19 protein-coding genes are annotated in these 20,457 nt (G+C 64.0%); 6 read left to right on the top strand and 13 right to left on the bottom strand.

Annotation, left to right across the window (positions count from 1 at the left end; translation table 11 throughout):
- The first annotated feature begins 51 nt into the window (after window positions 1-51).
- The gene (locus AB4Y40_RS17920; protein WP_368688867.1) at window positions 52-519 is read left to right on the top strand and encodes an Lrp/AsnC family transcriptional regulator; all 468 of its coding nucleotides are present in this window, start codon (window positions 52-54) and stop codon (window positions 517-519) included.
- An 18-nt stretch (window positions 520-537) separates the two neighbouring features.
- Here the strand turns inward: AB4Y40_RS17920 and AB4Y40_RS17915 are convergent, their stop codons facing one another.
- Window positions 538-1,839: an aspartate aminotransferase family protein gene (locus tag AB4Y40_RS17915; RefSeq protein WP_368688866.1), complete on the bottom strand. Its 1,302-nt coding sequence runs from the start codon at window positions 1,837-1,839 to the stop codon at window positions 538-540.
- A gap of 86 nt (window positions 1,840-1,925) precedes the next feature.
- On the opposite strand from AB4Y40_RS17915, the gene AB4Y40_RS17910 reads away from it, so the two are divergent.
- On the top strand, window positions 1,926-2,834 hold the full coding sequence (locus tag AB4Y40_RS17910; protein ID WP_368688865.1) for a LysR family transcriptional regulator: 909 nt from the start codon (window positions 1,926-1,928) through the stop codon (window positions 2,832-2,834).
- Between the two features lie 65 nt (window positions 2,835-2,899).
- On the opposite strand, the gene AB4Y40_RS17905 is transcribed toward AB4Y40_RS17910, so the two are convergent.
- From AB4Y40_RS17905 to AB4Y40_RS17870, 8 genes are all read right to left on the bottom strand, one after another.
- Window positions 2,900-4,795, bottom strand: coding sequence for an FAD-binding monooxygenase (locus AB4Y40_RS17905; protein WP_368688864.1), 1,896 nt, complete (start codon window positions 4,793-4,795; stop codon window positions 2,900-2,902).
- 109 nt (window positions 4,796-4,904) lie between these two features.
- Window positions 4,905-5,996 carry a porin gene (locus AB4Y40_RS17900; RefSeq protein WP_368688863.1) on the bottom strand — a complete coding sequence of 364 codons (1,092 nt, stop codon included), beginning with the start codon at window positions 5,994-5,996 and terminating at the stop codon, window positions 4,905-4,907.
- A gap of 82 nt (window positions 5,997-6,078) precedes the next feature.
- Window positions 6,079-7,098: a 4-hydroxy-2-oxovalerate aldolase gene (dmpG, locus tag AB4Y40_RS17895; RefSeq protein WP_368688862.1), complete on the bottom strand. Its 1,020-nt coding sequence runs from the start codon at window positions 7,096-7,098 to the stop codon at window positions 6,079-6,081.
- 4 nt (window positions 7,099-7,102) lie between these two features.
- The gene (locus tag AB4Y40_RS17890; protein ID WP_368688861.1) at window positions 7,103-8,050 is read right to left on the bottom strand and encodes an acetaldehyde dehydrogenase (acetylating); all 948 of its coding nucleotides are present in this window, start codon (window positions 8,048-8,050) and stop codon (window positions 7,103-7,105) included.
- Between the two features lie 13 nt (window positions 8,051-8,063).
- The gene (gene mhpD / locus AB4Y40_RS17885; RefSeq protein WP_368688860.1) at window positions 8,064-8,852 is read right to left on the bottom strand and encodes a 2-keto-4-pentenoate hydratase; all 789 of its coding nucleotides are present in this window, start codon (window positions 8,850-8,852) and stop codon (window positions 8,064-8,066) included.
- A 117-nt stretch (window positions 8,853-8,969) separates the two neighbouring features.
- Window positions 8,970-10,508: a bifunctional 3-(3-hydroxy-phenyl)propionate/3-hydroxycinnamic acid hydroxylase gene (locus AB4Y40_RS17880; RefSeq protein WP_368688859.1), complete on the bottom strand. Its 1,539-nt coding sequence runs from the start codon at window positions 10,506-10,508 to the stop codon at window positions 8,970-8,972.
- Window positions 10,509-10,654: 146 nt separating this feature from the next.
- Window positions 10,655-11,509 carry a 2-hydroxy-6-oxo-6-phenylhexa-2,4-dienoate hydrolase gene (bphD, locus tag AB4Y40_RS17875; RefSeq protein WP_368688858.1) on the bottom strand — a complete coding sequence of 285 codons (855 nt, stop codon included), beginning with the start codon at window positions 11,507-11,509 and terminating at the stop codon, window positions 10,655-10,657.
- A gap of 54 nt (window positions 11,510-11,563) precedes the next feature.
- Complete coding sequence (locus AB4Y40_RS17870) at window positions 11,564-12,559, bottom strand: VOC family protein (protein WP_368688857.1); 996 nt, start codon at window positions 12,557-12,559, stop codon at window positions 11,564-11,566.
- Window positions 12,560-12,689: 130 nt separating this feature from the next.
- On the opposite strand from AB4Y40_RS17870, the gene AB4Y40_RS17865 reads away from it, so the two are divergent.
- Together AB4Y40_RS17865 and AB4Y40_RS17860 are read left to right on the top strand one after the other, a co-directional pair.
- Window positions 12,690-13,451, top strand: coding sequence for a TetR/AcrR family transcriptional regulator (locus AB4Y40_RS17865; RefSeq protein ID WP_368688856.1), 762 nt, complete (start codon window positions 12,690-12,692; stop codon window positions 13,449-13,451).
- Between the two features lie 233 nt (window positions 13,452-13,684).
- A complete protein-coding gene (locus AB4Y40_RS17860; protein ID WP_368688855.1) occupies window positions 13,685-14,059 on the top strand; it encodes a hypothetical protein in 375 nt (124 codons plus the stop codon).
- A 12-nt stretch (window positions 14,060-14,071) separates the two neighbouring features.
- Here the strand turns inward: AB4Y40_RS17860 and AB4Y40_RS17855 are convergent, their stop codons facing one another.
- The 3 genes from AB4Y40_RS17855 to AB4Y40_RS17845 all read right to left on the bottom strand — a co-directional run bounded on the left by AB4Y40_RS17855 (window position 14,072) and on the right by AB4Y40_RS17845 (window position 16,970).
- On the bottom strand, window positions 14,072-14,416 hold the full coding sequence (locus AB4Y40_RS17855; protein ID WP_368688854.1) for a hypothetical protein: 345 nt from the start codon (window positions 14,414-14,416) through the stop codon (window positions 14,072-14,074).
- A gap of 159 nt (window positions 14,417-14,575) precedes the next feature.
- On the bottom strand, window positions 14,576-15,886 hold the full coding sequence (locus AB4Y40_RS17850; RefSeq protein WP_368688853.1) for an MFS transporter: 1,311 nt from the start codon (window positions 15,884-15,886) through the stop codon (window positions 14,576-14,578).
- Between the two features lie 37 nt (window positions 15,887-15,923).
- Window positions 15,924-16,970, bottom strand: a complete 1,047-nt coding sequence (locus AB4Y40_RS17845; protein ID WP_368689078.1) for an ABC transporter substrate-binding protein — start codon at window positions 16,968-16,970, stop codon at window positions 15,924-15,926.
- A 159-nt stretch (window positions 16,971-17,129) separates the two neighbouring features.
- On the opposite strand from AB4Y40_RS17845, the gene AB4Y40_RS17840 reads away from it, so the two are divergent.
- Together AB4Y40_RS17840 and AB4Y40_RS17835 are read left to right on the top strand one after the other, a co-directional pair.
- On the top strand, window positions 17,130-17,795 hold the full coding sequence (locus AB4Y40_RS17840; RefSeq protein WP_368688852.1) for a response regulator transcription factor: 666 nt from the start codon (window positions 17,130-17,132) through the stop codon (window positions 17,793-17,795).
- Entirely contained in the window at window positions 17,782-19,209 is a 1,428-nt protein-coding gene (locus AB4Y40_RS17835; RefSeq protein ID WP_368688851.1) for a sensor histidine kinase, read from the top strand. The genes AB4Y40_RS17840 and AB4Y40_RS17835 overlap by 14 nt, the downstream gene beginning before the upstream one ends.
- 49 nt (window positions 19,210-19,258) lie before the next feature.
- Here the strand turns inward: AB4Y40_RS17835 and AB4Y40_RS17830 are convergent, their stop codons facing one another.
- Window positions 19,259-20,449, bottom strand: a complete 1,191-nt coding sequence (locus AB4Y40_RS17830; RefSeq protein WP_368688850.1) for a sugar transporter — start codon at window positions 20,447-20,449, stop codon at window positions 19,259-19,261.
- Window positions 20,450-20,457 lie beyond the last annotated feature (8 nt).

Genomic DNA, 20,457 nt, shown 5'->3' with positions numbered 1-20,457 from the left:
AAGTCGGGATTTAAGGGAAAATTGGCCTTTCACCTTAAACATTTCGCCATCATGGACGATCTGGACTGGAAAGTACTGGCGCTGCTGCAGGACAACGGCCGCATGACCTACACCGAGCTTGCGCGCCAGGTGCATCTCTCCGTGCCGGCAGTCACGGAGCGCGTGAGACGTCTCGAAGAGGCCGGCGTGATCGAAGGCTACACGGCGCGCGTGAATCCGGCCGCCGCCGGCTATCCTATCTCGGCCCTGATCGGCATTACCGTGCCCCAATCCGCGAAAGCGAAGTTTCTCAAGCTGCTCGGCACGATTGCCGAGGTGCTCGAATGCCATCACGTGACTGGTGCGGACTCCTATGTCATTCGCCTCGTCGCGACGAGCGTGGCCGACCTGGAGCGCCTGATCCAGCGCATCAACCTCTACGGCGAGACGCGCACGTCCGTCGTCATGTCCACGCCGCTCGCCGCGCGTGCACTCGCGCGGCCTCAGGCGAGCGCGGCCGGGTCGCGCGGCAAGGCCTAGCCGCGACGACCCGGGTCCTCAGAGCGAGCGCTCGATCGCCTGCCCCAGCAACTCCACGCCGAGATCGATCTCCTGCTCGCTCACGGTCAGCGGCGGCGCGATGCGGAACACGCCGCCCATGCCCGGCAACTGCACGATGTTCATGCTGAGCCCGAGCTTCATGCACTCGCGCGTGATCTTCGCGCCAAGGCCGTCGGCGGGCTCCTTCGTGCGGCGGTCCTTGACGATCTCGAGACCGAGCAGCAGCCCGCGCCCGCGAATGTCGCCGATGCACTCGAAGCGCTCCATCAGGTCGAGCAGCCCGCGCCGCAAGCGCTCGCCCATGATGTTTGCGCGCGCAACTAGTCCGTCGCGCTCCACGACGTCCAGCACCCGCAGGCCGACCGCGGCAGGCAGCGGATCGGACACATGCGTCGTGTAGAACAGGAAGCCCCGTTCGTGCGCGGCTTCCTCGATCTGTGCGGACGTGACCACGGCCGCGAGCGGCAGGCCGGCGCCGAGCGTTTTCGACAGCGTGAGAATGTCGGGCGTCACGCCGTCGTGCTCGCATGCGAACATCATCCCGGTGCGCCCAACGCCCGTTTGCGCCTCGTCCAGAATCAGCAGCATGTCGCGCTCTTCGCATTTGCGCTTGAGCGCCGCCATATAGCCGGGCGGCAGTTCGATGATGCCGCCCGAACTGAGGATCGGCTCCGCGATGAAGGCGGCGAGATTGCCGCTGGACTGGCGGTCGATGAGATCGAACGCGTAGTCGAGTTCCGCGAGGTAATCGTATTGCCCGTTGCGCTCGAAGCGCGGCCGGTACGTGAACGGCGCGGGAATCGCATACGAGCCCACCGCGGCGGGACCCACGCCCTTGCGCCCTGCGCTATAGGTGGCCGATGCCGCGCCGCCCGTCATGCCGTGCCACGACTGCGCAAAGCCCACGATTTCGAATTTGCCCGTGACGAGCTTCGCCATGCGGATGGCGGCCTCGTTCGACTCCGCGCCCGTGCTCAGCAGCAACGCGCGGTCGAGCCCTGCGGGCGTGACGTCGGCGAGACGCGTGGCCAGTTCGACCACGGGCCGCGAGAGCATGCCGCTGAACAAGTGATCCAGTTTGCCCGCGTATTCGTTGATGACCGAGACGATCTCGGGGTGGCTGTGACCGAGCACGGCGCTCATCTGCCCCGAAGTGAAGTCGAGGATCGGGCGGTCGTCGGCGTCGTAGACGAAGCTGCCCTGGGCGCGTTCGATGATCATCGGCTCGAACGTGCCGCCATAGCGGATCAGGTGCTGCCTCGCGTTGCGCCAAAACTGTTCGTCGTCGTTCCTGGACACGGGCTTCTCCTCGTCGGGTAGCGGGTTTTGCGGGTTTTCCTTGCAGTCTAGTCGCCGCTCTGGTTTTATAGAATCGAATAGTTCTTATGCGAGCTAGAAGAGAGGCTAATATCGTGAGCCGTCCGCTGGAAATCGATCTGCTGCGTTCGTTCGCCGTTATCGCCGAGATGCGCTCGCTAAGCCGCGCGGCCGAACGCGTGGGCCGCACCCAGTCGGCGCTGAGCCAGCAGATCAAGCGGCTCGAGGAGATCGTCGATCAGCCGCTGTTTCAGCGCACCGGCCGCGGCGTTGCGCTGACGAGCCCCGGCGAGCGCCTGCTGGTGCACGCCCAGCGCATTCTGCGCCTGCACGACGAGGCCATGGCCGACCTGTGCGGCACGGGCTTGTCGGGCACCCTGCGCTTCGGCTGCCCGGACGACTATGCGGCTGTGTTCCTGCCCTCGTTGCTGCGCCGGTTTTCGGGCCAGCATCCGAATGCGCTCGTGGAAGTCGTGTGCGTTCCGACGCCGCGCCTTCTCGAACAACTCGACAAGCGTGCGGTCGATCTCGCCATGGTGTCGCTGCCTTTGACCGCCGCTGCGTCTGCAAATGCAAGCGGCCCACACGACGAGATCATTCGCCGCGAGCAGCTGGTCTGGATCGGCTCGCCCGGACTCGACTCCGCGCACTTCGCGCCGTTGCCGCTCGCGCTCTCCGATCCGGACACGCTCGACCACATTGCGGCCTGCGAAGCGTTGGAGCGCATGGGTCGCGCCTACCGCGTCGCGTACGCGAGCAGCAGCCTCGCGGGTCTCACCGCGCTGGTGCGTTCGGGCCAGGCCTTCGCCGTCATGACGCAAACGGCCGTACCGGCGGATCTGGCGATACTCAATGGCGATCCCGCGCTGCCGCCCTTGCCGGCCGTGGGCATCACGATCAAGTTCGGGCGCAAGCGGCCGTCGCTCCTCACGGCGGCGTTTGCCGAGCACATCCGGCTCACGCTGCCGCTGTTGTGAGCGCACGGCGGCGCTTCACAGCAACGCCCATGGCGATCTCGACCAGTTTGCGATGTCATGAAGGTTCACTGCATGCGGATTATCGGCCGGAAAAAGGCATGCAGTTCCGCGTAAGCGTCCAGCGGCAAAACCTGCGCGACGTATTGGTCCGGACGGACGATCACGAGCGCGCCACGCCCGCGGTCAATGCCGCGCGCGTCGAAAATATCGGCCGACGTGTCGCTCGTAAATGCTTTCTCGTAATCGACGAGCCCGTAGCGCCCCTTTTTCGGCCGCAGGAGATCGGGCAGCGACTCCATGCGCACTTCGCGATGTGGCTGCTGCAATACGGCACGCAGATCGAGCACGCTGTCGATATCGGCGCCCTCGGGGGTCACGAGCCGGAGCACCGAATCGGGCGCCGAGAACAGATGCTCGCACAGCGCATCGAGCGCTTTCCCCTGTGCGTCCGCGAACGCGTAGAGTCGCCAGCGGCCGTCGGCGCGCGCGGCATGGCCGAGATGGACAGGCTTCGCGTCCGCGAGGCGAACCACGGGTGCCGAGTGAAAGCGCGTGCCGATCACGAAGCCGCTGGCGAGCGCTTGATGCGTGGCCTCGCCCGTGAGCGTTCCGGGCCGGTAGCGCGTCGCGACGCCCGCCGTATAGCGGCCCGCGCGCACGAAATACGCCTGCAATTCGGCGGGATCGACGCCTCCCGCTTCCGGCCGGTTCGGGTCCTTCGGCGGCGCGGCCATCATCGTCGACCACTCCTTGTCGAAATCGATCAGTTCCTGCGCGATGGGCTGGCGCTCAGCGGAATAGGTGCGCAGCAGATCCGCAGCGCTGCGCCCTTCGAGTACCGCGCCGAGCTTCCAGCCAAGATTGAAGCCGTCCTGCATCGACACATTCATGCCCTGACCGGCCTTCGCGCTATGCGTGTGACAGGCGTCGCCGGCGATGAACACTCGCGGCTCGCGTGACGTTGCGTCGGCGGCGACGGCGTCGTCGAAGCGGTCGCTCAGGCGCTGCCCCACCTCGTACACCGAGAACCATGCGACTTCCTTCACCTCCAGCGTGTAGGGCTGCAGAATCCGTTGCGCGGTTTCGATGATGCGATCGACCGAGGTCTGCTTGATGCTATCGCGATTCTCCGGCGTCACCTCGCCGAGATCGACATAAAAGCGCACGAGATAGCCACCCTCGCGCGGAATGATGAGCAGATTGCCTTCGCTCGCCGATTGAATGGCCGCTTTGAGCCGGATGTCCGGAAAGTCGGTAACGGCGAGCGCGTCCATCACGCCCCATGCATGATTGGCGGCGTCGCCACGCAGCGTTTGCCCGATGGCAGCGCGCACGCGGCTGCGCGCGCCGTCGCAGCCCACCAGGTAGCGAGCGCGCATGACGACCGTTTCGCCCTCTCGCGCTTCGTCCGTGCGGCGCAGCGTGGCGCGCACGGGATAGTCGCCCTCGTCTTCGCGCACGAGATCGACAACTTCGAGCCCGTAGTCGGGTTCGAGTCGATGCGAGGAGCACCGCATCACATCGAGCAGATAGTCCTGAATGCGCGCCTGATTGACGATGACGTGCGGAAACTCAGACAACCCGGTTTCGGTATCCTGCACACGTCCAGTCCGCTTGATCGCACCCCGTTCAAGCGCGTCGGGTCGCCAGAACACCGTTTCGTTGACCCAGTAGGCCTCGCGCAGCAGGCGATCGCTGAGCCCGAACGCTTCAAACATTTCGACGGTACGACACGCCACGCCGTCTGCCTGCCCCATCTGCAACGGCCCGTTGCGGCGCTCGACCACGCGCGTTTTGATCGTCGGGAATTGCGAAAGCTGCGCCGCGAGCACGAGTCCCGCGGGGCCGCTACCGACAATCAGCACGTCGACAGCGTCGGGTGCAAGGCTGTGAGGGGCGCCTTCGGCGGCCGGTTCGATCGTCGGGTCGCCAGCGCGGAAACCGTTAAGATGGAACTGCATGTTGTCTTCCTCTACTCGGTGCGTATCGTTGTGACGGAAAATATGGTCCGTACGCCAACTGTTTGAAACTGATTCGGGAAGCGGGCACGTATCAAACGGCCCGGCCGAATTAAAAAGTGGTACGGAGGCCGACTCGGGCAATCGCCTGAGAGGCGCTGCTCGAGGAACCAGTCGGGTCCATGATGCCGTTGATGGCTGCCTGGGCGCCCGAGTTCGCACGCTGGTAGACGCCTTCGGCGTACACCATCGTTCGCTTCGACAACGAGTAGTTCAGCGTTGCGCCAAGCTGGTTGGCATGGTTGTTGTCGAGAACATCGTTGCCCTTCATGTACATGTAGCTCGCCCCGAAAGACCAGGCGGGCGTGATCTGCCAGTTCGCGGCGACCTGCCCCGCGTAGGCCCCGGCACCCGTGAACGAATTGCGCACGGTCACGAAATCCGCAGCGGTGTAGACCGGGCCGAAAGCGTAGTGAGCGCCGACGCCCCAGTTCCAGACCGGGATTTGCGGCGAACCACTGGCCGACCCCGGATACTTCTTCTGTGTGTACGCCGCTCCGACGCCAAACGGTCCATTCGCGTAGTTGAGGCCAAAGCTCATCGCGGAGTTGGATCCGAACGAACCTGCAACACCACCCGGCGAGTAGAGTGCGCCAACCGACACGCCGGCGAATATGGGCGACTCGTATTTGATGGAGTTCGAAGTGGGAATGCCACTGGTTCTGCTCCAATCGAACCAGCCCGTGGGGTTTTGGGGAATACCGAGCTTCTGGAACGGGCCAGCGGCAAAGTTATACAGTCCACCGGAGAATACGGGCGGCGCATTCCCTGCCTCTGTCAGCGACGTGTACATGAAATCGTAGACGTTACCGAGAGTCAGCTTGCCGAGGTGCGCGTTGTCGAGCCCGACCCAGGCATTCCGGCCGAACAGACCTTGCTGCAGCATCGCACCCGTCCCGAGCTGAAACTGGTTTTCCAGCTTGAAGATCACTTTCGTACCGCCACCCAGATCTTCGGCGCCCGTGATCCCGAAGAGGTTGGGGTTGAAAATCCCGTCATCGAATTTGGTGACGGAGTGCCCGCCCTGGTTCGACACGTACGAGATGCCACCATCGATCAAGCCGTACATGGTGACGTTGCTTTGTGCAAAAGCCCCTTCAACAGGCAGGACTGCCAACATGATGGCAATGGAACATTTCCGCATTCAAGTCTCCAATCGTATTCTAATAAGCTCACAATTCCTGCTGACAACCACCCGACTCACGCGCGAGGTTTCACCGACCGAATCAAGGCTGAGCCAATCTACCTTTCAGATCGAGCGCCACGTCAACGATCATGTCTTCCTGGCCGCCCACCATCCGGCGCTTGCCCAGTTCGACGAGGATATCCACCGTCTTCAGGTCGTACTTCTTCGCGGCCACTTCCGAGTGGCGCAGGAAGCTCGAATACACCCCCGCATAGCCGAGCGCGAGCGTTTCGCGGTCCACGCGTACCGGGCGGTCCTGCAGCGGGCGCACGATGTCGTCGGCGGCGTCCATCAGCGTGTAGAGGTCGGTGCCGTGGTTCCACCCCATGCGTTCCGCCGCGCCGATGAACACTTCGAGCGGTGCGTTGCCGGCACCCGCACCCATGCCCGCAAGCGAGGCATCGACGCGGTCGCAGCCTTCTTCCACCGCCACGATCGAGTTCGCCACACCCAGCGAGAGGTTGTGGTGCGCGTGCATGCCCGTCTGCGTTTCGGGCTTGAGCACGGCTTTCACTGCGCGGAAGCGGTCGCGCACGTCGTTCATCGTGAGCGCGCCGCCCGAATCGACCACGTAAATGCAGGTCGCGCCGTAGCTTTCCATCTTCTTCGCTTCGATGGCGAGGTTTTCCGGCGTGGTCATGTGGCTCATCATCAGGAAGCCCACGGTGTCCATGCCGAGTTCGCGCGCGTATTCGATGTGCTGCTTCGAAATGTCGGCTTCCGTGCAGTGGGTGGCGACGCGCACCACGCGCGCGCCGGCGTGGTATGCGGCCTTCAGGTCGTGAATCGTGCCGATGCCGGGCAGCAGCAGCGTGGCGATCTGCGCGTGCGTGACCACGTCGGCCACCGCCTCGATCCATTCGAGGTCGCTGTGCGCGCCGAAGCCATAGTTGAAGCTCGAACCCTGCAGGCCGTCGCCATGCGCGACTTCGATGCTGTCGACCTTCGCCTTATCCAGCGCGCGGGCGATGTCCTGCACGTTCTGGATCGAATACTGATGGCGAATGGCGTGGCTGCCGTCGCGCAGCGTCACGTCGGAGATATAGAGTTTCTTGCTCATGGTGTTATCCCTCCACGCTCAGAAGCGTCTGCGCCATGCGTTCGGCGGTGGCGAGCGCGGCGGAAGTCATGATGTCGAGATTGCCTGCGTAAGCGGGCAGATAATGCGCGGCGCCTTCCACTTCGAGGAACACCGAGGTCTTCAGGCCGCTGAACCTGCCGAGGCCCGGAATATTCAACGGCGCGCTGGCCGGAATCTCGTCGAACTGCACCTTCTGCTTCAGGCGATAGCCCGGCACGTAGGCGTGCACCTTCGCGACCATCTCTTCGATGGACTGCTCGACCTTCTCCCGGTCGGCGATTTCGGAGAGCGTATAGACCGTGTCGCGCATCATGACCGGCGGCTCGGCCGGATTCAGCACGATGATGGCCTTGCCCTTTGCGGCGCCGCCCACCACCTCGATCGCCTTCGAGGTCGTCTCGGTGAATTCGTCGATGTTGGCGCGCGTGCCGGGGCCCGCCGACTTGCTGCTGATCGACGCGACAATTTCCGCGTAGTGGACCTTCGCGACGCGCGACACGGCCGCAACCATCGGAATCGTGGCCTGGCCGCCGCACGTCACCATGTTGACGTTGGGCGCGTCGATATGCGCGTCGAGGTTCACGACCGGCACGCAGTACGGGCCGATGGCGGCAGGCGTGAGGTCGATCACGCGGATCGACGGCTTGAACGTGCGCAGCAGCGCGTCGTTCTTCACGTGAGCGCCGGCGGAAGTCGCGTCGAACACGAAGTCGATGTCGTTGAACACCGGCAGGCGCGTGAGACCCACCACGCCTTCGTGCGTGGTCGCCACGCCGAGTCGCGCAGCGCGCGCGAGCCCATCGGAGTTCGGGTCGATGCCGACCATCGCCGCCATCTGCAGATGCTTGCTGTTGCGCAGGATCTTGATCATCAGATCCGTGCCGATGTTGCCGGAGCCGATGATCGCGGCCTTGAGTTTTTCGGAAGCCATATGAATTCCTGTATCAGGCGGAGAAAGTCGCGCGAACGCTGCCGAGGCCTTCGATCTGCGCGGTGTACGTGCCGGGTTCCTTCACGGCGACCATGGGCCCGAGTGCGCCCGTGAGCACCACGTCGCCCGCACGCAGCGGCGTGCCGAGCTGGACCATGCGGTCGGCGAGCCACACGGCCGCATTGAGCGGATTGCCGAGGCAGGCGGCGCCGTTGCCGCGCGAGAGCACTTCGCCGTCGCGCGAAAGCTCCATGGCGCAGGCGGTCAGGTCGATCTGCGAGAGCGGCACCGGGCGGCTGCCCACCACGAAGCGCGCGCTCGACGCGTTGTCGGCCACCGTATCGACGAAGCGGATGTCCCAGTTCTGGATGCGGCTGTCCACCACCTCGATGGCCGCGAGCGCATACGCGCTGGCGCGCAGGATATCGACGAAGGTGTGCTTCTCGAACGTGAGGTCGTGCTCCAGCACGAGCGCGATTTCCGCTTCCACCTTCGGCTGGATCAGCTGCGAGAGCGGAATCGCTTGCGCATCGCCGTAAGCCATCGACGCGAACAGCGCGCCGAAGTCAGGCTGATCGACGCCGAGCTGCTTTTGCACCGCGAGCGACGTGAGACCGATCTTGCGGCCCACGATGCGCTCGCCGGTCGCCACGCGCAGATCGACGTTTGCTTGCTGCACGGCGTAGGCGGTGGCGATATCGTCCAGCGCGATCTCGCCGCGCACCGGCTCGATCACGTTGCGCGAGGCTTCGGCGTTGCGCAGTCGCCTCGCAAGCGCATCGATCACATTGATATCAGGCATCCTCAGCTCCTGCTCATCTCGTGTTTTCCGGGTAGCTCTGCAGCCACCCGCTCTTTTTGGGTGGCATCGGTTGCCCGCACATCCATTGCGGCAACCGATGCTCCGTACCGTGGCGGCTCAGGCGGGCACGGCAAGACCGGTCACGTCGGCGGCAGCGACGAACCGGTCAGGCCGCAACGCCACGACGCGCGCACCATACTTGCGCAACCACGGACGCAATACGCCGTCCAGGTCGATCAACTCGTCGTTACCCTGAGTGTGCTGGTCTTGCTGGCGTACGGCGAAGTACCGTGCGCCGAGACTGTCCCAGGCGTCCTTTTCCGCAGCGGTGAGCAGCGTCGCCGGGTCCACGTCGTCGCCGAGCAACACGAAACCGTCACCGAGTAAATCGTCCAGGCGCCCCATCACCCCGCGAATGTCTCCGACCACCGGCTGCGGCACCATCCGGCCCACGATGCTGTCGTCGGCGAGCGGGCCACGCAGCCATCCGGCGGCGAGCACCGGCGGTGCGATCAGCGGCGGCTCCTGAACGGCATCGCGATGCGCTGCATCGAGTGCGGCCTGCTCCTCCTCCGAGAGCTCCTGCTTGATGACACGGCCAAGCTGAACGGCAAGCTGGGTGTAGAAAGTGGCGTTCGGCCGACGTTCGGTTTCGTAGGTGGCGAGGAAATGCTCGGGCAAGGTTGCATTGAGGACGCCCGCGAGCTTCCAGCCGAGATCGAATGCATCGCGCATCCCCGTCTGCATGCCTGCGCCAGCCCAGGGCGGCATGAGGTGTGCGGCATCGCCAGCCAGGAAGACACGGCCTTCACGCCACTTGTCAGCCATGCGGGTGTGGTGGCGATAGAACGCATGCTGGTGAATCTCGACGTCGTCCTGCGTCACCCCCAGCGCCTCGAGCAGCGGCCAGATCTGGGCGTTCGTGGCGAAGTCGGCCTCGGTCTCGCCGGGCTTGAGCGGCAGCTCCCAACGGTGATTACCGCCCGAGAGCGCGATGTCCACCACCGGCCGTTCCTTGTCGGACCAGAAGGTCAACAGGTTCCGGTCCGGCCACCAACGTTTCGCACGGCAGTCGATCACGATCCACATCACGTCGAGCGTATCGCCCTCGAGCTTTGCTCCGATCATGCCGCGCGTGGCGCTGCTACCGCCGTCGCAGCCGATCACATAACGCACGCGCGTGCTTGTCAATGCGCCGGTATCGATATCCTTCGCAGTGACCGTGACGCCGGTCTCGTCCTGCTCCAGCGATGCCACTTCGAAACCGTAGCGGACATCGATCAATTCGCCATGCTGCGCTGCGGACTCGCGCAGCGCAGCTTCCATGGTCGGCTGGTATATATTGAAGAAGCGCGGCTTGATGCCCAGCGTCGAAGGCGGATGCTCGACGCGCATGATCTCCGTACCGTCGTAGCGCATCCAGCGCAAGGCGCGTTGGGGATCGATGCATTTCAGAACCGGCTCGTCAACGCCGAGATTCTGGAAAATCCGCATCGTCCAGTCATTCACGGTGACAGCGCGGGCACGCGGATAGATGTCGCGATGCCGTTCGAACGCAACGCAGGGAATGCCATATTTCGCGAGCGTAAGCGCGGCAATGACACCAGAAGGACCGTAGCCGACGATGGCAACGTCCGCGTCGAAGTGTTCTGACATGGGGTGACTCCAATGGGTTTTGTGGAATGCGAAAGCCGGCTGTTCGATTCGTAGTGCGTATTACATTGCTTGTGCGTCTCCGTTGTTGTTTCACGGAGACGGCATTGCGAATTCTCGCTGCGCGCCGTCGCAGCCGTCGTTAGCCGTTAGTGCTTCAGGAAGTCGATGACGAGCCGGTTGAATTCCTCAGCGTGTTCCCACTGTGCCCAGTGGCCGCACTTCGGGAAGATATGGAGCCGTGCATCCTGCAACGTGCTGATCATGCGCAGGCCATGATCGATCGGCACGAACCGGTCGTCTCGTCCCCACGTAATCAGCGTTTTGTGGCCGATTTCCGCAAAACGGGAGGACAGGTCCCACGTCGTAACCGGGCAAAGCTTCGAGCTTTCGACGAAGTTCTTCAGGTGGTTCAGGTTCGACTCGATATTGTTCCAGCGCCCCCGACGCAGTTCTTCGGTGATCGCTGCCGGGTTGTAGACGAACACGTCGAGCATGGCTTCGAAGTTCGCGTAACCCGGCTGCGAGTACAGCTTGAACATGTGCTTGATGCCTTCGCCCGGTTGCGGCTGGAGGATGCTCGGGCCTTGCGCCCCCGGTCCCATGAGCACCATGCGATCGAGGCGATCGGCAAACTCGAGCGCGAAACTCAGCGCCGAGGCGCCGCCCATCGAGTTGCCGACCAGATGCGCCTTCTCGATACCCAGCGCATCCAGCACGCCCTTCGTGGCACGCGCGTTCATCAGGTTGCGCGGCACGTCGCTGACGATTTCGCCGGATTTGTTGAAACCGGGGCTGTCGATCAGCAGAACGCGAAATCCCGCTGCGACCAGCGCTTCGATATTGCGGTAGTAGTTGCTCCAGCCACTGGCGCCGGGGCCGCCGCCATGCAGCATCGCGACAGCGGGGCCTTCCCCGGCATCGTTGAAATGGATCGTGAAATTCTCGAGGCCCGGTTCGTTGATCGTCACGAACTTGCTCGTACTGGATTCGGTCAGGGTCATTCTTTTGCTCCGAAGATGGTAGATCTGTGCGTCGTTTGCTCGATCAAACACGATTCACTGTGTGATTGCGGCTTCCGGGCCCGGCGGCGGATTCAGCTTATGCCCCCAATCGCTAAGCTCTGCGTAGCGTTTGACTTCCCACGTTGCATCGTCCACCACGATGCCACCCGCGCCAAACTCGATGGCGAATCCGGACGGCGAAATCATGTAGAAGGAAAACATCTGGTCGTTGGGGTGATGGCCCAACTCCATCAGGATGGGCACTCCCGCCTGCTTGCAGCGATCGTAGGCCAGGCCAACATCGTTGGGATCGACACACTCGACCATGACGTGATGGATACGTTTGTGGACCGGAAACGGCACATCAGCAATCGCCAGAGAATGATGCCGGCCGGTACGCGCGTGGAAAAAGGCGACATCGAGGTTGACGCCAGGCGCGGCATCGCCATTGATCGAGTCGCTGAGTTTCAGACCCAATACGCGCTCGCAAAACGCCCTCGCCGGTGCGCTCTGCCTGGGCACGGTGACGAAGTGCCCCGCACCGAGGCGTCCGGTGCTAAATGCACCGCGCAGCACGGACGAACGGAACGTGTCCCGGGATGTGGTCCTGTAGGCACCACAGTAGAACTCGTGGCGGATGCCGTCCGGATCGCAACAGACAAACAGACGAGAGACACGACGCTGTTCGGCAACTTCAGCGTCCGCCTCGGCAACGTCGACCCCCTGAGCGCGCGTCTGAACGACGAACGCCTCGAGTTCCGCATCCGATTCGAATTCCCAGCCAGCGGCGAGGAAATCATCGAGGTCGCTCTTCACCAGCAAGATGCGCTGTTCGTAGTCGTCCATACGCAGGCCAAGTGACTCGCCGGGCATTCGCCGTCCTGCCTGCAAGCCAAGTACGTTGACGGCAAACACCTCCCATGCCGCCAGGTCGTTGACTCCAAAAACCATGTATCCCAGCGTCGATACGCTATGCATTACCTCTCCTCGTTTCGCGATTTTTCCTGACTGCCTGCCCGGCGCATCGGTGAAGCGCTTTCTGGGCGCCATGCGATCCTGACGTGGCATCCGATTGCCGTTCCCGAATCTGGCGGTTGCGACCACGACGGAAGTGTACCGATAGGTCCAAAACACCGCACCCCAGGGAAAACAAGTAATGTACCGATCGGTACAAGACAGGATGACGTATACTTCGCGGATGGAAAAGGCACAACAGATTGGCAATCGGCGCGGCCAACGATCGCGTCAGGAAATCCTCGACGCGGCGGCGCGCGTGATGTCGGCTTATGGTTACGCAGGCACGTCAATGTCCGCGCTGGTCGAGGCGACCGGCATCCCCAAGAGCGCGATCTACCATCACTTTGGCTCGAAGGCTGGACTACTCGCAGAAGTGATGGCTAGAGGCGCGCGCGACTTCTTCGCCGCCATGCGCGAAGCACACGAAAATCCACCGCAAGGCGGAACACCGCGCGAACGGCTCGGCTGGTACCTGAAAAAGACGGGCGAGGTGTTCGAGCACCGGGAAAACTTCCTGCGCCTGTTGTTCGTCATGGTCATGAGCAACGAGGCGGCCGAACCCGAGGCCATGCAGATCGTTGTGGAAGTGCGCACCGAAGGCCGCAACTACATGCACGAGATGATTCGCAACGCATTCAGCGAAGTGGGTGAGGCCTTGGCGTCAGCTGTAGCCGACGAACTCGCGCACTTCGGCATGCTTGGATTTGATGGCGCGTTTATATCCTTGCAGTCCGGCGACAACAAGACAATGAAAGCGCACATGGAGCAACTCACCGACGCCATGATCGCGCTCGGCGAAGCGCGTGCTGCGTCACTCCGGGAACGTGCTCCAAAGCGGAAGAAGGTATCGTCCGAAATCCAGAGTGACTTGCGTCCGCAACGAACTAGACGCGCGCCGAGCGGCGGCTTGAAAGTCTCAGGGTAGCGTTTTTCGGGTCCACCGGAATCTGGCAAGAGGCATGGCGAACTGAATCGATATTCCATCCGGACGTTGCGGGAGGGACCTCAGGTTTTGTGCTGTTGTTCGAATGATTGAGGCCGAGGTAGGGGACGGCAATTTTGTTTTAAAGGCTTTGCGTTCTAGCAAGAGCGCTGCCGCTCCAAGCCGCCCCGTCGATATGCGAACATCGCAGCTTCTTTCGCGGACGCCATCCATCCATGCCGAAAATCCGGAAAACCCTCGCCACGTTGCTGGGCCTCGCACTCGCCGCGGGCAGCGCCGCCGCGCAACCGGCGCAGAAGCCGCCGGGGCCGGCCATGATGGTCCATTTCGACTACTACCCGAAAGACCGCCCGCAGATTCATGCGCTCGAACAGCGGCTGGCCGGCGCCATCAAGCGCGCGGATGCCGGCGAACTCGGCGAAACCGAAATTCACATCGACGGCAACGATGGCTATCTCTACATGTACGGGCCCGACCCGGACCGGCTGTATCGCGTGACGAGCCCGATTCTGAAGTCGTCCAGACTGACCGCGCACTCCGACGTCACGAAGTGGTACGGGGCTCGCAGGGAAACGTTCGTGATTCGCTGAGGCGCGCACGCCTCAAAGCTTGGGGTGGCACTCGAAGCGGATAACGGAGGCCTGCTGCTGCAGCGCTTCGAGCCCTTCGGTGTGCTCCATGCCGAGGCTCGTTTGCATGCCGCGGCTCTCGCAGTAGTCGGTGGCCTCGCTCACCGCGCGCTTGTGGGCGCGCGCCCACGCGAGTCGCCCGCCCGTCGCGGACGCCGAAACGACGTACGTGCCCGAGTTGTCCGCCGTGGTGACGTCGCCGGCCGATGCGCAACCCGCCAGCACCGCGCACGCGGCGGCAAGCGATACGGCGAGCTTGTGCGAGGACCGGCTTGCCACGCCCGCAAGCCTGACGGCCCCCTTGATGATCTGCTCCATGAATCCCTCTCACGATCGAGCGTCGCAATACGCTCACATGAGTGTGGATTTTAGGGTCGCCCTATCGAAAGTCTATGTCCATAGACTGAATTCACTGTTACCGCCAGAAATACAATCGCGATCCCTTTCTGGCCCCATGAACGCGACGAGCGGCCCGGGTCAAGCCGGCACGCCCTCGATGGCGCGTCCGGAACGTCCCCACGCCACCACGACGCCGAGACCGAGCACTGCGAGGCACACGATCGGCACGATCATCGGCCCGAACGCGGTACCCGTGAGCTTGCCCGCCAGCGGCATGAGGTTCTGGCCAAAGAAGCCGCCGAGATTGCCGATCGAGTTGATCGCCGCGACGCTCGCCGCCGCCCGCGCGCCGGTGAAGTAGCGCGGCGGCATCGACCAGAAGCACGGGTACAGCAGCGGAATGCACGCGCCGCCGAACACGAGCGCGATGAAGCGCAGCGGCGTGGAAGGCAGCAGGAGACTCAGCAGGAAGCCCAGCGTGCCGAGCGCCGCGACGATCGCCATCGCGCGCAGAATGCTTTTCGCGCGGCGCAGCTTCGACGGCAGCCACAGCAGCAGCAGCACCGCCAGCGCCCACGGCAGCATGCTCAACAGCCCGTTCATGCTGCTCGACACGCCGAACGACTTCACCAGCGTGGGCAGCCAGTAAGTCACGCCGTAGAGCGATGTTGACATCAGCATGTAGGTCGCCGCGAACAGCATCACGCGCGGATCGAGCAGCGCCTTCCAGGGCTGCGCGTGTTCGGCGTGCACAGGCTTCTCGCGCTCGTGCGCGGCCGCCACGATCTGCTTTTCGCGCTCGTTCAGAAAGCGCGCTTCCTGGTACGACGCCGGCAGCAGCCTGAACACGGCGATGCCGACCAGCACGGCGGGCAGGCCCGTGGCGATGAACACCCACTGCCAGCCGGCGAGGCCCCATACGCCATTGAGGCTCAGCAGCCAGCCGCCCACGAGCGAGCCCAGCATATTGGCGAGCGCGCTGCCCAGCGTGAAGATGCCGAGCACGCGCGCGCGATAGCTTTGCGGAAACCACAGCGTGAGGTAGTAAATCACGCCGGGATAGAAGCCGGCTTCGGCCACGCCCAGCGCGAGGCGCAGACCGCAGAACACCTGCATCGAGGTGGTGAAGCCCATCAGCACCGTAATCACGCCCCAGGTGAGCATGATGCGCGCGAGCCACACGCGCGCGCCGAAGCGGTGCAGCGCGAGCGTGCTGGGCACTTCGAACAGCAGATAGCCGATGAAGAACAGCGACGACGCAAGGCCGAACGCCGTTTCGGTCATGTTGAGGCTGTGCACCATCTGCAGCTTCGCGAAGCCGACGTTTTGGCGGTCGATGAACGAGATCAGAAACATCACGACGAGGATCGGCATGAGGCGGCGCGCGATCTTCGACATGACATCCCGTTCTTCGACGGATTGTTGATCGACGGTTGAGTCTGTATTCACTCTGTTCTCCTACGTTTATTTGTGGCTATGCGTATGTTCAGGACGGACGGAAATCCCCGAGCATCGCCACGAACATGTCGTTCCATGTGCGCGGCTTCGCCTTGATCGTGCCCACCATGTACAGAAAATCCACGTACTCCATCAATTGCTCGGGCCAGACCGAAAAGCGCGACTCCGGTGCGGAGAGCGTCTGCACCACATGCTCGCGCGACGCGCCGAAGCCCGACGAATCGACATAGATCTGCGCCGCGGCCGCCTTGTCCTGCGCGATCATCCGGTTCGCCTCGTCGAGCGCGTGAAGGAACGCTTTTGCCAGCGCCGGCTCGGTATCGACGAGGCGCTTGGGCGCGAACACCACGTCGAGCGTGAGCGGCCCGAGCACGTCGACCGAATTGACCACGCGATGGATGCCCGGCTGCTGCAATTCGAGCGTCGAAAATGGCGGCGACGCGAAATGCGCGGTGATGCCGCCCTCGCGCCGGATCAGCGACTGCATGGCCTGCGGATGCGGCAGGCCGACGGTGATCGAATCGAGCTGCGCGAAGTGCTGCGGCCCGAGCAGCTTGCTCGCCACCATCTGCAGCACCACGGCCGACAGCGAGGTGCGGATGCCCGGCACCGCAATGCGGTCGGCGCTCGTGAAGTCGCGCAGCGTCGCGATCTGCGGCCGGTTCGTGTTGAGCGAGAGCGCCGTGGCCGACAGGCCGCTGATGCCGATCACCTCGACGTTCGGTATGCCGCGCGCCCGCGCCCACAGTTCGATGAAGCCGGGCGCGCCCACGGCGGCGAAGTCGAGCGTGCCGGCCATCATGGCGTCGTCGACCGAATTGCCGCCGTCGAGCCTCACCCACTCCACGCTCACGTCCGCGAGCCCCTGGCGAGCCGCATGGCGCTCGAAGAGCCGCGCCTTTTCCATCACGAGCAGCGGCAGATACAGCAGACCATAGCCCTTGGAAATGCGCACCGTGCGCGGCGTGGCCCGGACCCAGCCAGGCGCGAGCCCCGCGGCAACGGCAGCCGCGCCAAGCCCGGCCACAACGAGCGCGCGCCGACGCGGTGAAGGCCGCGGCGACTTCACGCGCATCTTGCCGTCTCCGTTGGTTCGTGTCGTAATCACGTCGCGCTATCTTCCATGGTTCGCGAGATTACCGGGCGAGTCTGAGAAAATGCTGAGAAACACACAGAGTAGACCTCGGGGAAAACCCGCAATCGCACCCATGAAGATTTTGGCAGGAACGGCATCATGCGCATTCTGGTGGTAGAGGACGACGCGGAAATCGGCGCGGCGGTCCACAGCCGCCTCACGCGCCTCGGTCACGCGGTGGACCTCGAAGCGAACGGCGCCACGGCGAACAGCCTGCTCGGCGTGGAGCGCTTCGATCTGGTCGTGCTCGACGTGATGCTTCCCGGCATGGACGGCTTCGAGATTCTGCGCCATCTGCGTGCGTCGGGCTCAACCACGCCGGTGCTGCTGCTCACCGCACGCTCGGCCATCGACGACCGCGTGAGCGGCCTCGGCCTCGGCGCCGACGACTACCTCGTCAAGCCGTTCGACTATCGCGAACTCGAAGCGCGCGTGCAGGCGCTCCTGCGCCGCAACAGCGGGCACGCGAACGATGTGGTGAGGCTGGGCGGTCTCGCCATCGACCGCAGCAGCCGGCTTGCCGAACTCGACGGCAGACCGCTTTCGCTCTCGCGCCAGGAATTCGCACTGCTCGAAATCCTCGCCAGCCGTCCGCAACGCATCTTCCCCAAGGAAGAACTGCTGAACCAGTTGTTCAGCTACGGCAACGAGCCGAGCGCGAACGCGGTCGAACAATACGTCACGCGCGTGCGCAAGAAGCTGCAGGGCAGCTCGGTCGAGATCCGCACGGCGCGCGGCATGGGATATCAAATTGCCGCGCTTTGACTGGTTCCCGAAAACGCTGCTCGGGCGCACGCTGCTCTTCATCGCGCTCGTCGTGGCGTCGGGCGCAGCGGCGCTCGCGGGCATCGCGCGCTATTACGCGGGCGTTGCGTCCGAGCGCGCCTACGACCAGCTGCTTGCGGGCGCAACCATCCAGGTCGCCGAAAACCTCTACGTGCAGGGCGGCGTGCTCGCGCTCAATCCGCCGGTGGCCGCGCTCTCCACGCTCTCGCGCTATGACGTCGTCTACTACAAAGTGGTCGACGCGCGCGGCCTCGTCGTCGCCGGTTATGGCGACCTTCCCGGTCCCGCCGATACGAAGAGCGCGATGAGCGCGCATCAGGGTCCGACATTCGCGAACGCCCGCTACCAGGGCGAGCGCGTGCGCACCGCGACCATCGGGCGCTACATGCCGGACGCGCGGCCGCCAGGCTGGGCCCTCGTCACCGTCGCGCAGACGACGCATGCCCGCCAGCAGCTCACGAACGACATGAGCCTCAAGGTCTGGACGCTGATCCTGCTGATGAGCGTGCTCGCCATTGGCGCGAGCGGACTTGCGATCCGGCGCGGCCTGCGTCCGCTCGCGCAGATCGAGCAGATCATCGCCGCGCGCGACCCGGCCGACCTGCGGCCCGTGGCGCACGACACACCAAGCGAAATCAACGCGCTGATCGGCGCCATCAACGGGCTGATCGGCCGGCTCGCCGAACGCATGACGGCCATGCAGCGCTTCATTGCCGACGCCGCGCACCAGATGCGCACGCCGATCGCGCGGCTCGACGCGCAGATCGAATTGCTCAGCACCGAGTCCGATCCCGCGCGCCACGCCGCGCGGCTCGAAGCGCTGCGCGCCACCTGCTCGGACGTGGGCCGGCTCACCGGCCAGCTACTCAATCACGCGATGGTGATTCATCGCACCGAAGTGGTCCCGCTGCAGCATGTGGACCTCGCGAAGCTCGCGAGGGAAGGGCTGGGCCGAACGATTCCGCTCGCCGACGAACGCGACGTACAAGTGGCGTTCGAAAGCAACGCGCCGCAGGTCTGGATCGCGGGCGACCCCGTGAGCCTGCAGGAAGCGCTGTCGAACGTGCTGCACAACGCGCTGCTGCACGGCAAGGCCGACGATATCGTCGTCACCGTGAACGCCGCACCGGAGGCCGTCACGCTGACCGTGACCGACAACGGACGAGGCATTGCGCACGAACACTGGGACGCCGCGTTGCGTCCGTTCGAGCGCATCGGCCAGGAGGGCGCGGAGCGCACGACGGGCTCCGGCCTTGGACTTGCCATCGTGCAGGCGGTGATGAAGGCGCACGGCGGGCGCGTGAACTTCGCGTTTCCCGCCGGGGGCGGGTTTGCCGTGGTGCTGACGTTTCCTCCCGCAGAAGGCGAGACGCCTCCCGTTACGCCACGGTGAACGCCTCGCGAAAGCGTAGTAGCGCGAGTTCGTCGGCGCGCGCAGTCGATCAGTGCTCCGATGGATGCGCCCGCGCATACATGCGCAATGCGAGCCAGCATACTCCAGCCCCAAGACCGCCCACCACGCCGCCGAAGCTGCCGAGCCACGACACACCGAAACCATTGGCAATATGGTTGCCGAGCAGCGCGCCCGCGCCGATCCCCACGTTATAGAGGCCGGAATAGATCGAGACCGCGAGGTCCGCGGCTTCGGGCGCGAGCTTGAGCACCCATGCCTGCATGGCAAGGCCGAAAGAAACGATCGCGCCGCCCCACACCAGCGTGTGAACCGACAACGTGACGATGCTCAGCACGGCGGGAAACTGCACGAGCAGGCACACGCACACGGCGATCACCGCCGCTTGCAGAAACTGCGCCGGATCGCGCGGATAAAGGCGATTGAAGAATATTGCCGCGGGAATGCCGGCACTGCCGAACAGGATCAGGACATAGGTAATGCGTTGACTGCTTTCGTGGCCCACGGTGTGAATGAAGGGCTCGATATACGTGTACGACGTGAAATGCGCGGTCACCACGAGGACCGTGAGCAGATAGAGCGAGGCGAGCATCGGCTTTCTGAACAGCACGGGCACGCTGCTGAACGAGCCCGTTTGCTGGCTCGGCAACACGGGCAGCATCACGCGCAGCATGAGCAGCGCAATCGCCGCCGCGCCCGCAATGACGAAGAAGGTCTGCCGCCAGCCCAGCGTCTCGCCGATCACGCGACCAAGCGGAATGCCGGCCACCATGGCGATCGAGGTGCCCATGCCGAGCATGGCGAGCGCCCGGCTCTTGTTGCCGGGCGGCGCGAGCCTCACCACCAGCGAGACGGAAATCGACCAGAAAATGGCGTGCGCAAACGCAATGCCGATCCGGCCCACCATCAGCACCGGGAAGTTCCACGCCACGCCGGTCACGATATGGCTGACGACGAAGAGCGCGAATATCCACGTCAGCAGCTTGCGGCGTTCGACGTTGCGCGTCAGCAGCATCAAGGGCAGCGACGCCACGGCCACCGTCCACGCGTAGATCGTCAGCATGAGGCCGACGTCGGTCGGCTTCATGTGCAGGCTCTCGCCAATGGCGCTCAGCAGCGCAACCGGCACGAATTCGGTCGTGTTGAAAATGAAGGCCGAGAGCGCCAGGACGAGCACGCCCCACCAGGAGTGCCCGGACGAGACCGGTTCAGGCGTCGACATACGAGAGA

This window comes from Paraburkholderia sp. EG287B (assembly GCF_040965595.1).
In the GTDB taxonomy this organism is placed as follows: Bacteria; Pseudomonadota; Gammaproteobacteria; order Burkholderiales; family Burkholderiaceae; genus Paraburkholderia.
The sequence above is the reverse complement of the archived record's forward strand: the minus strand, read 5'-3'. Positions and strand labels throughout refer to the sequence as shown.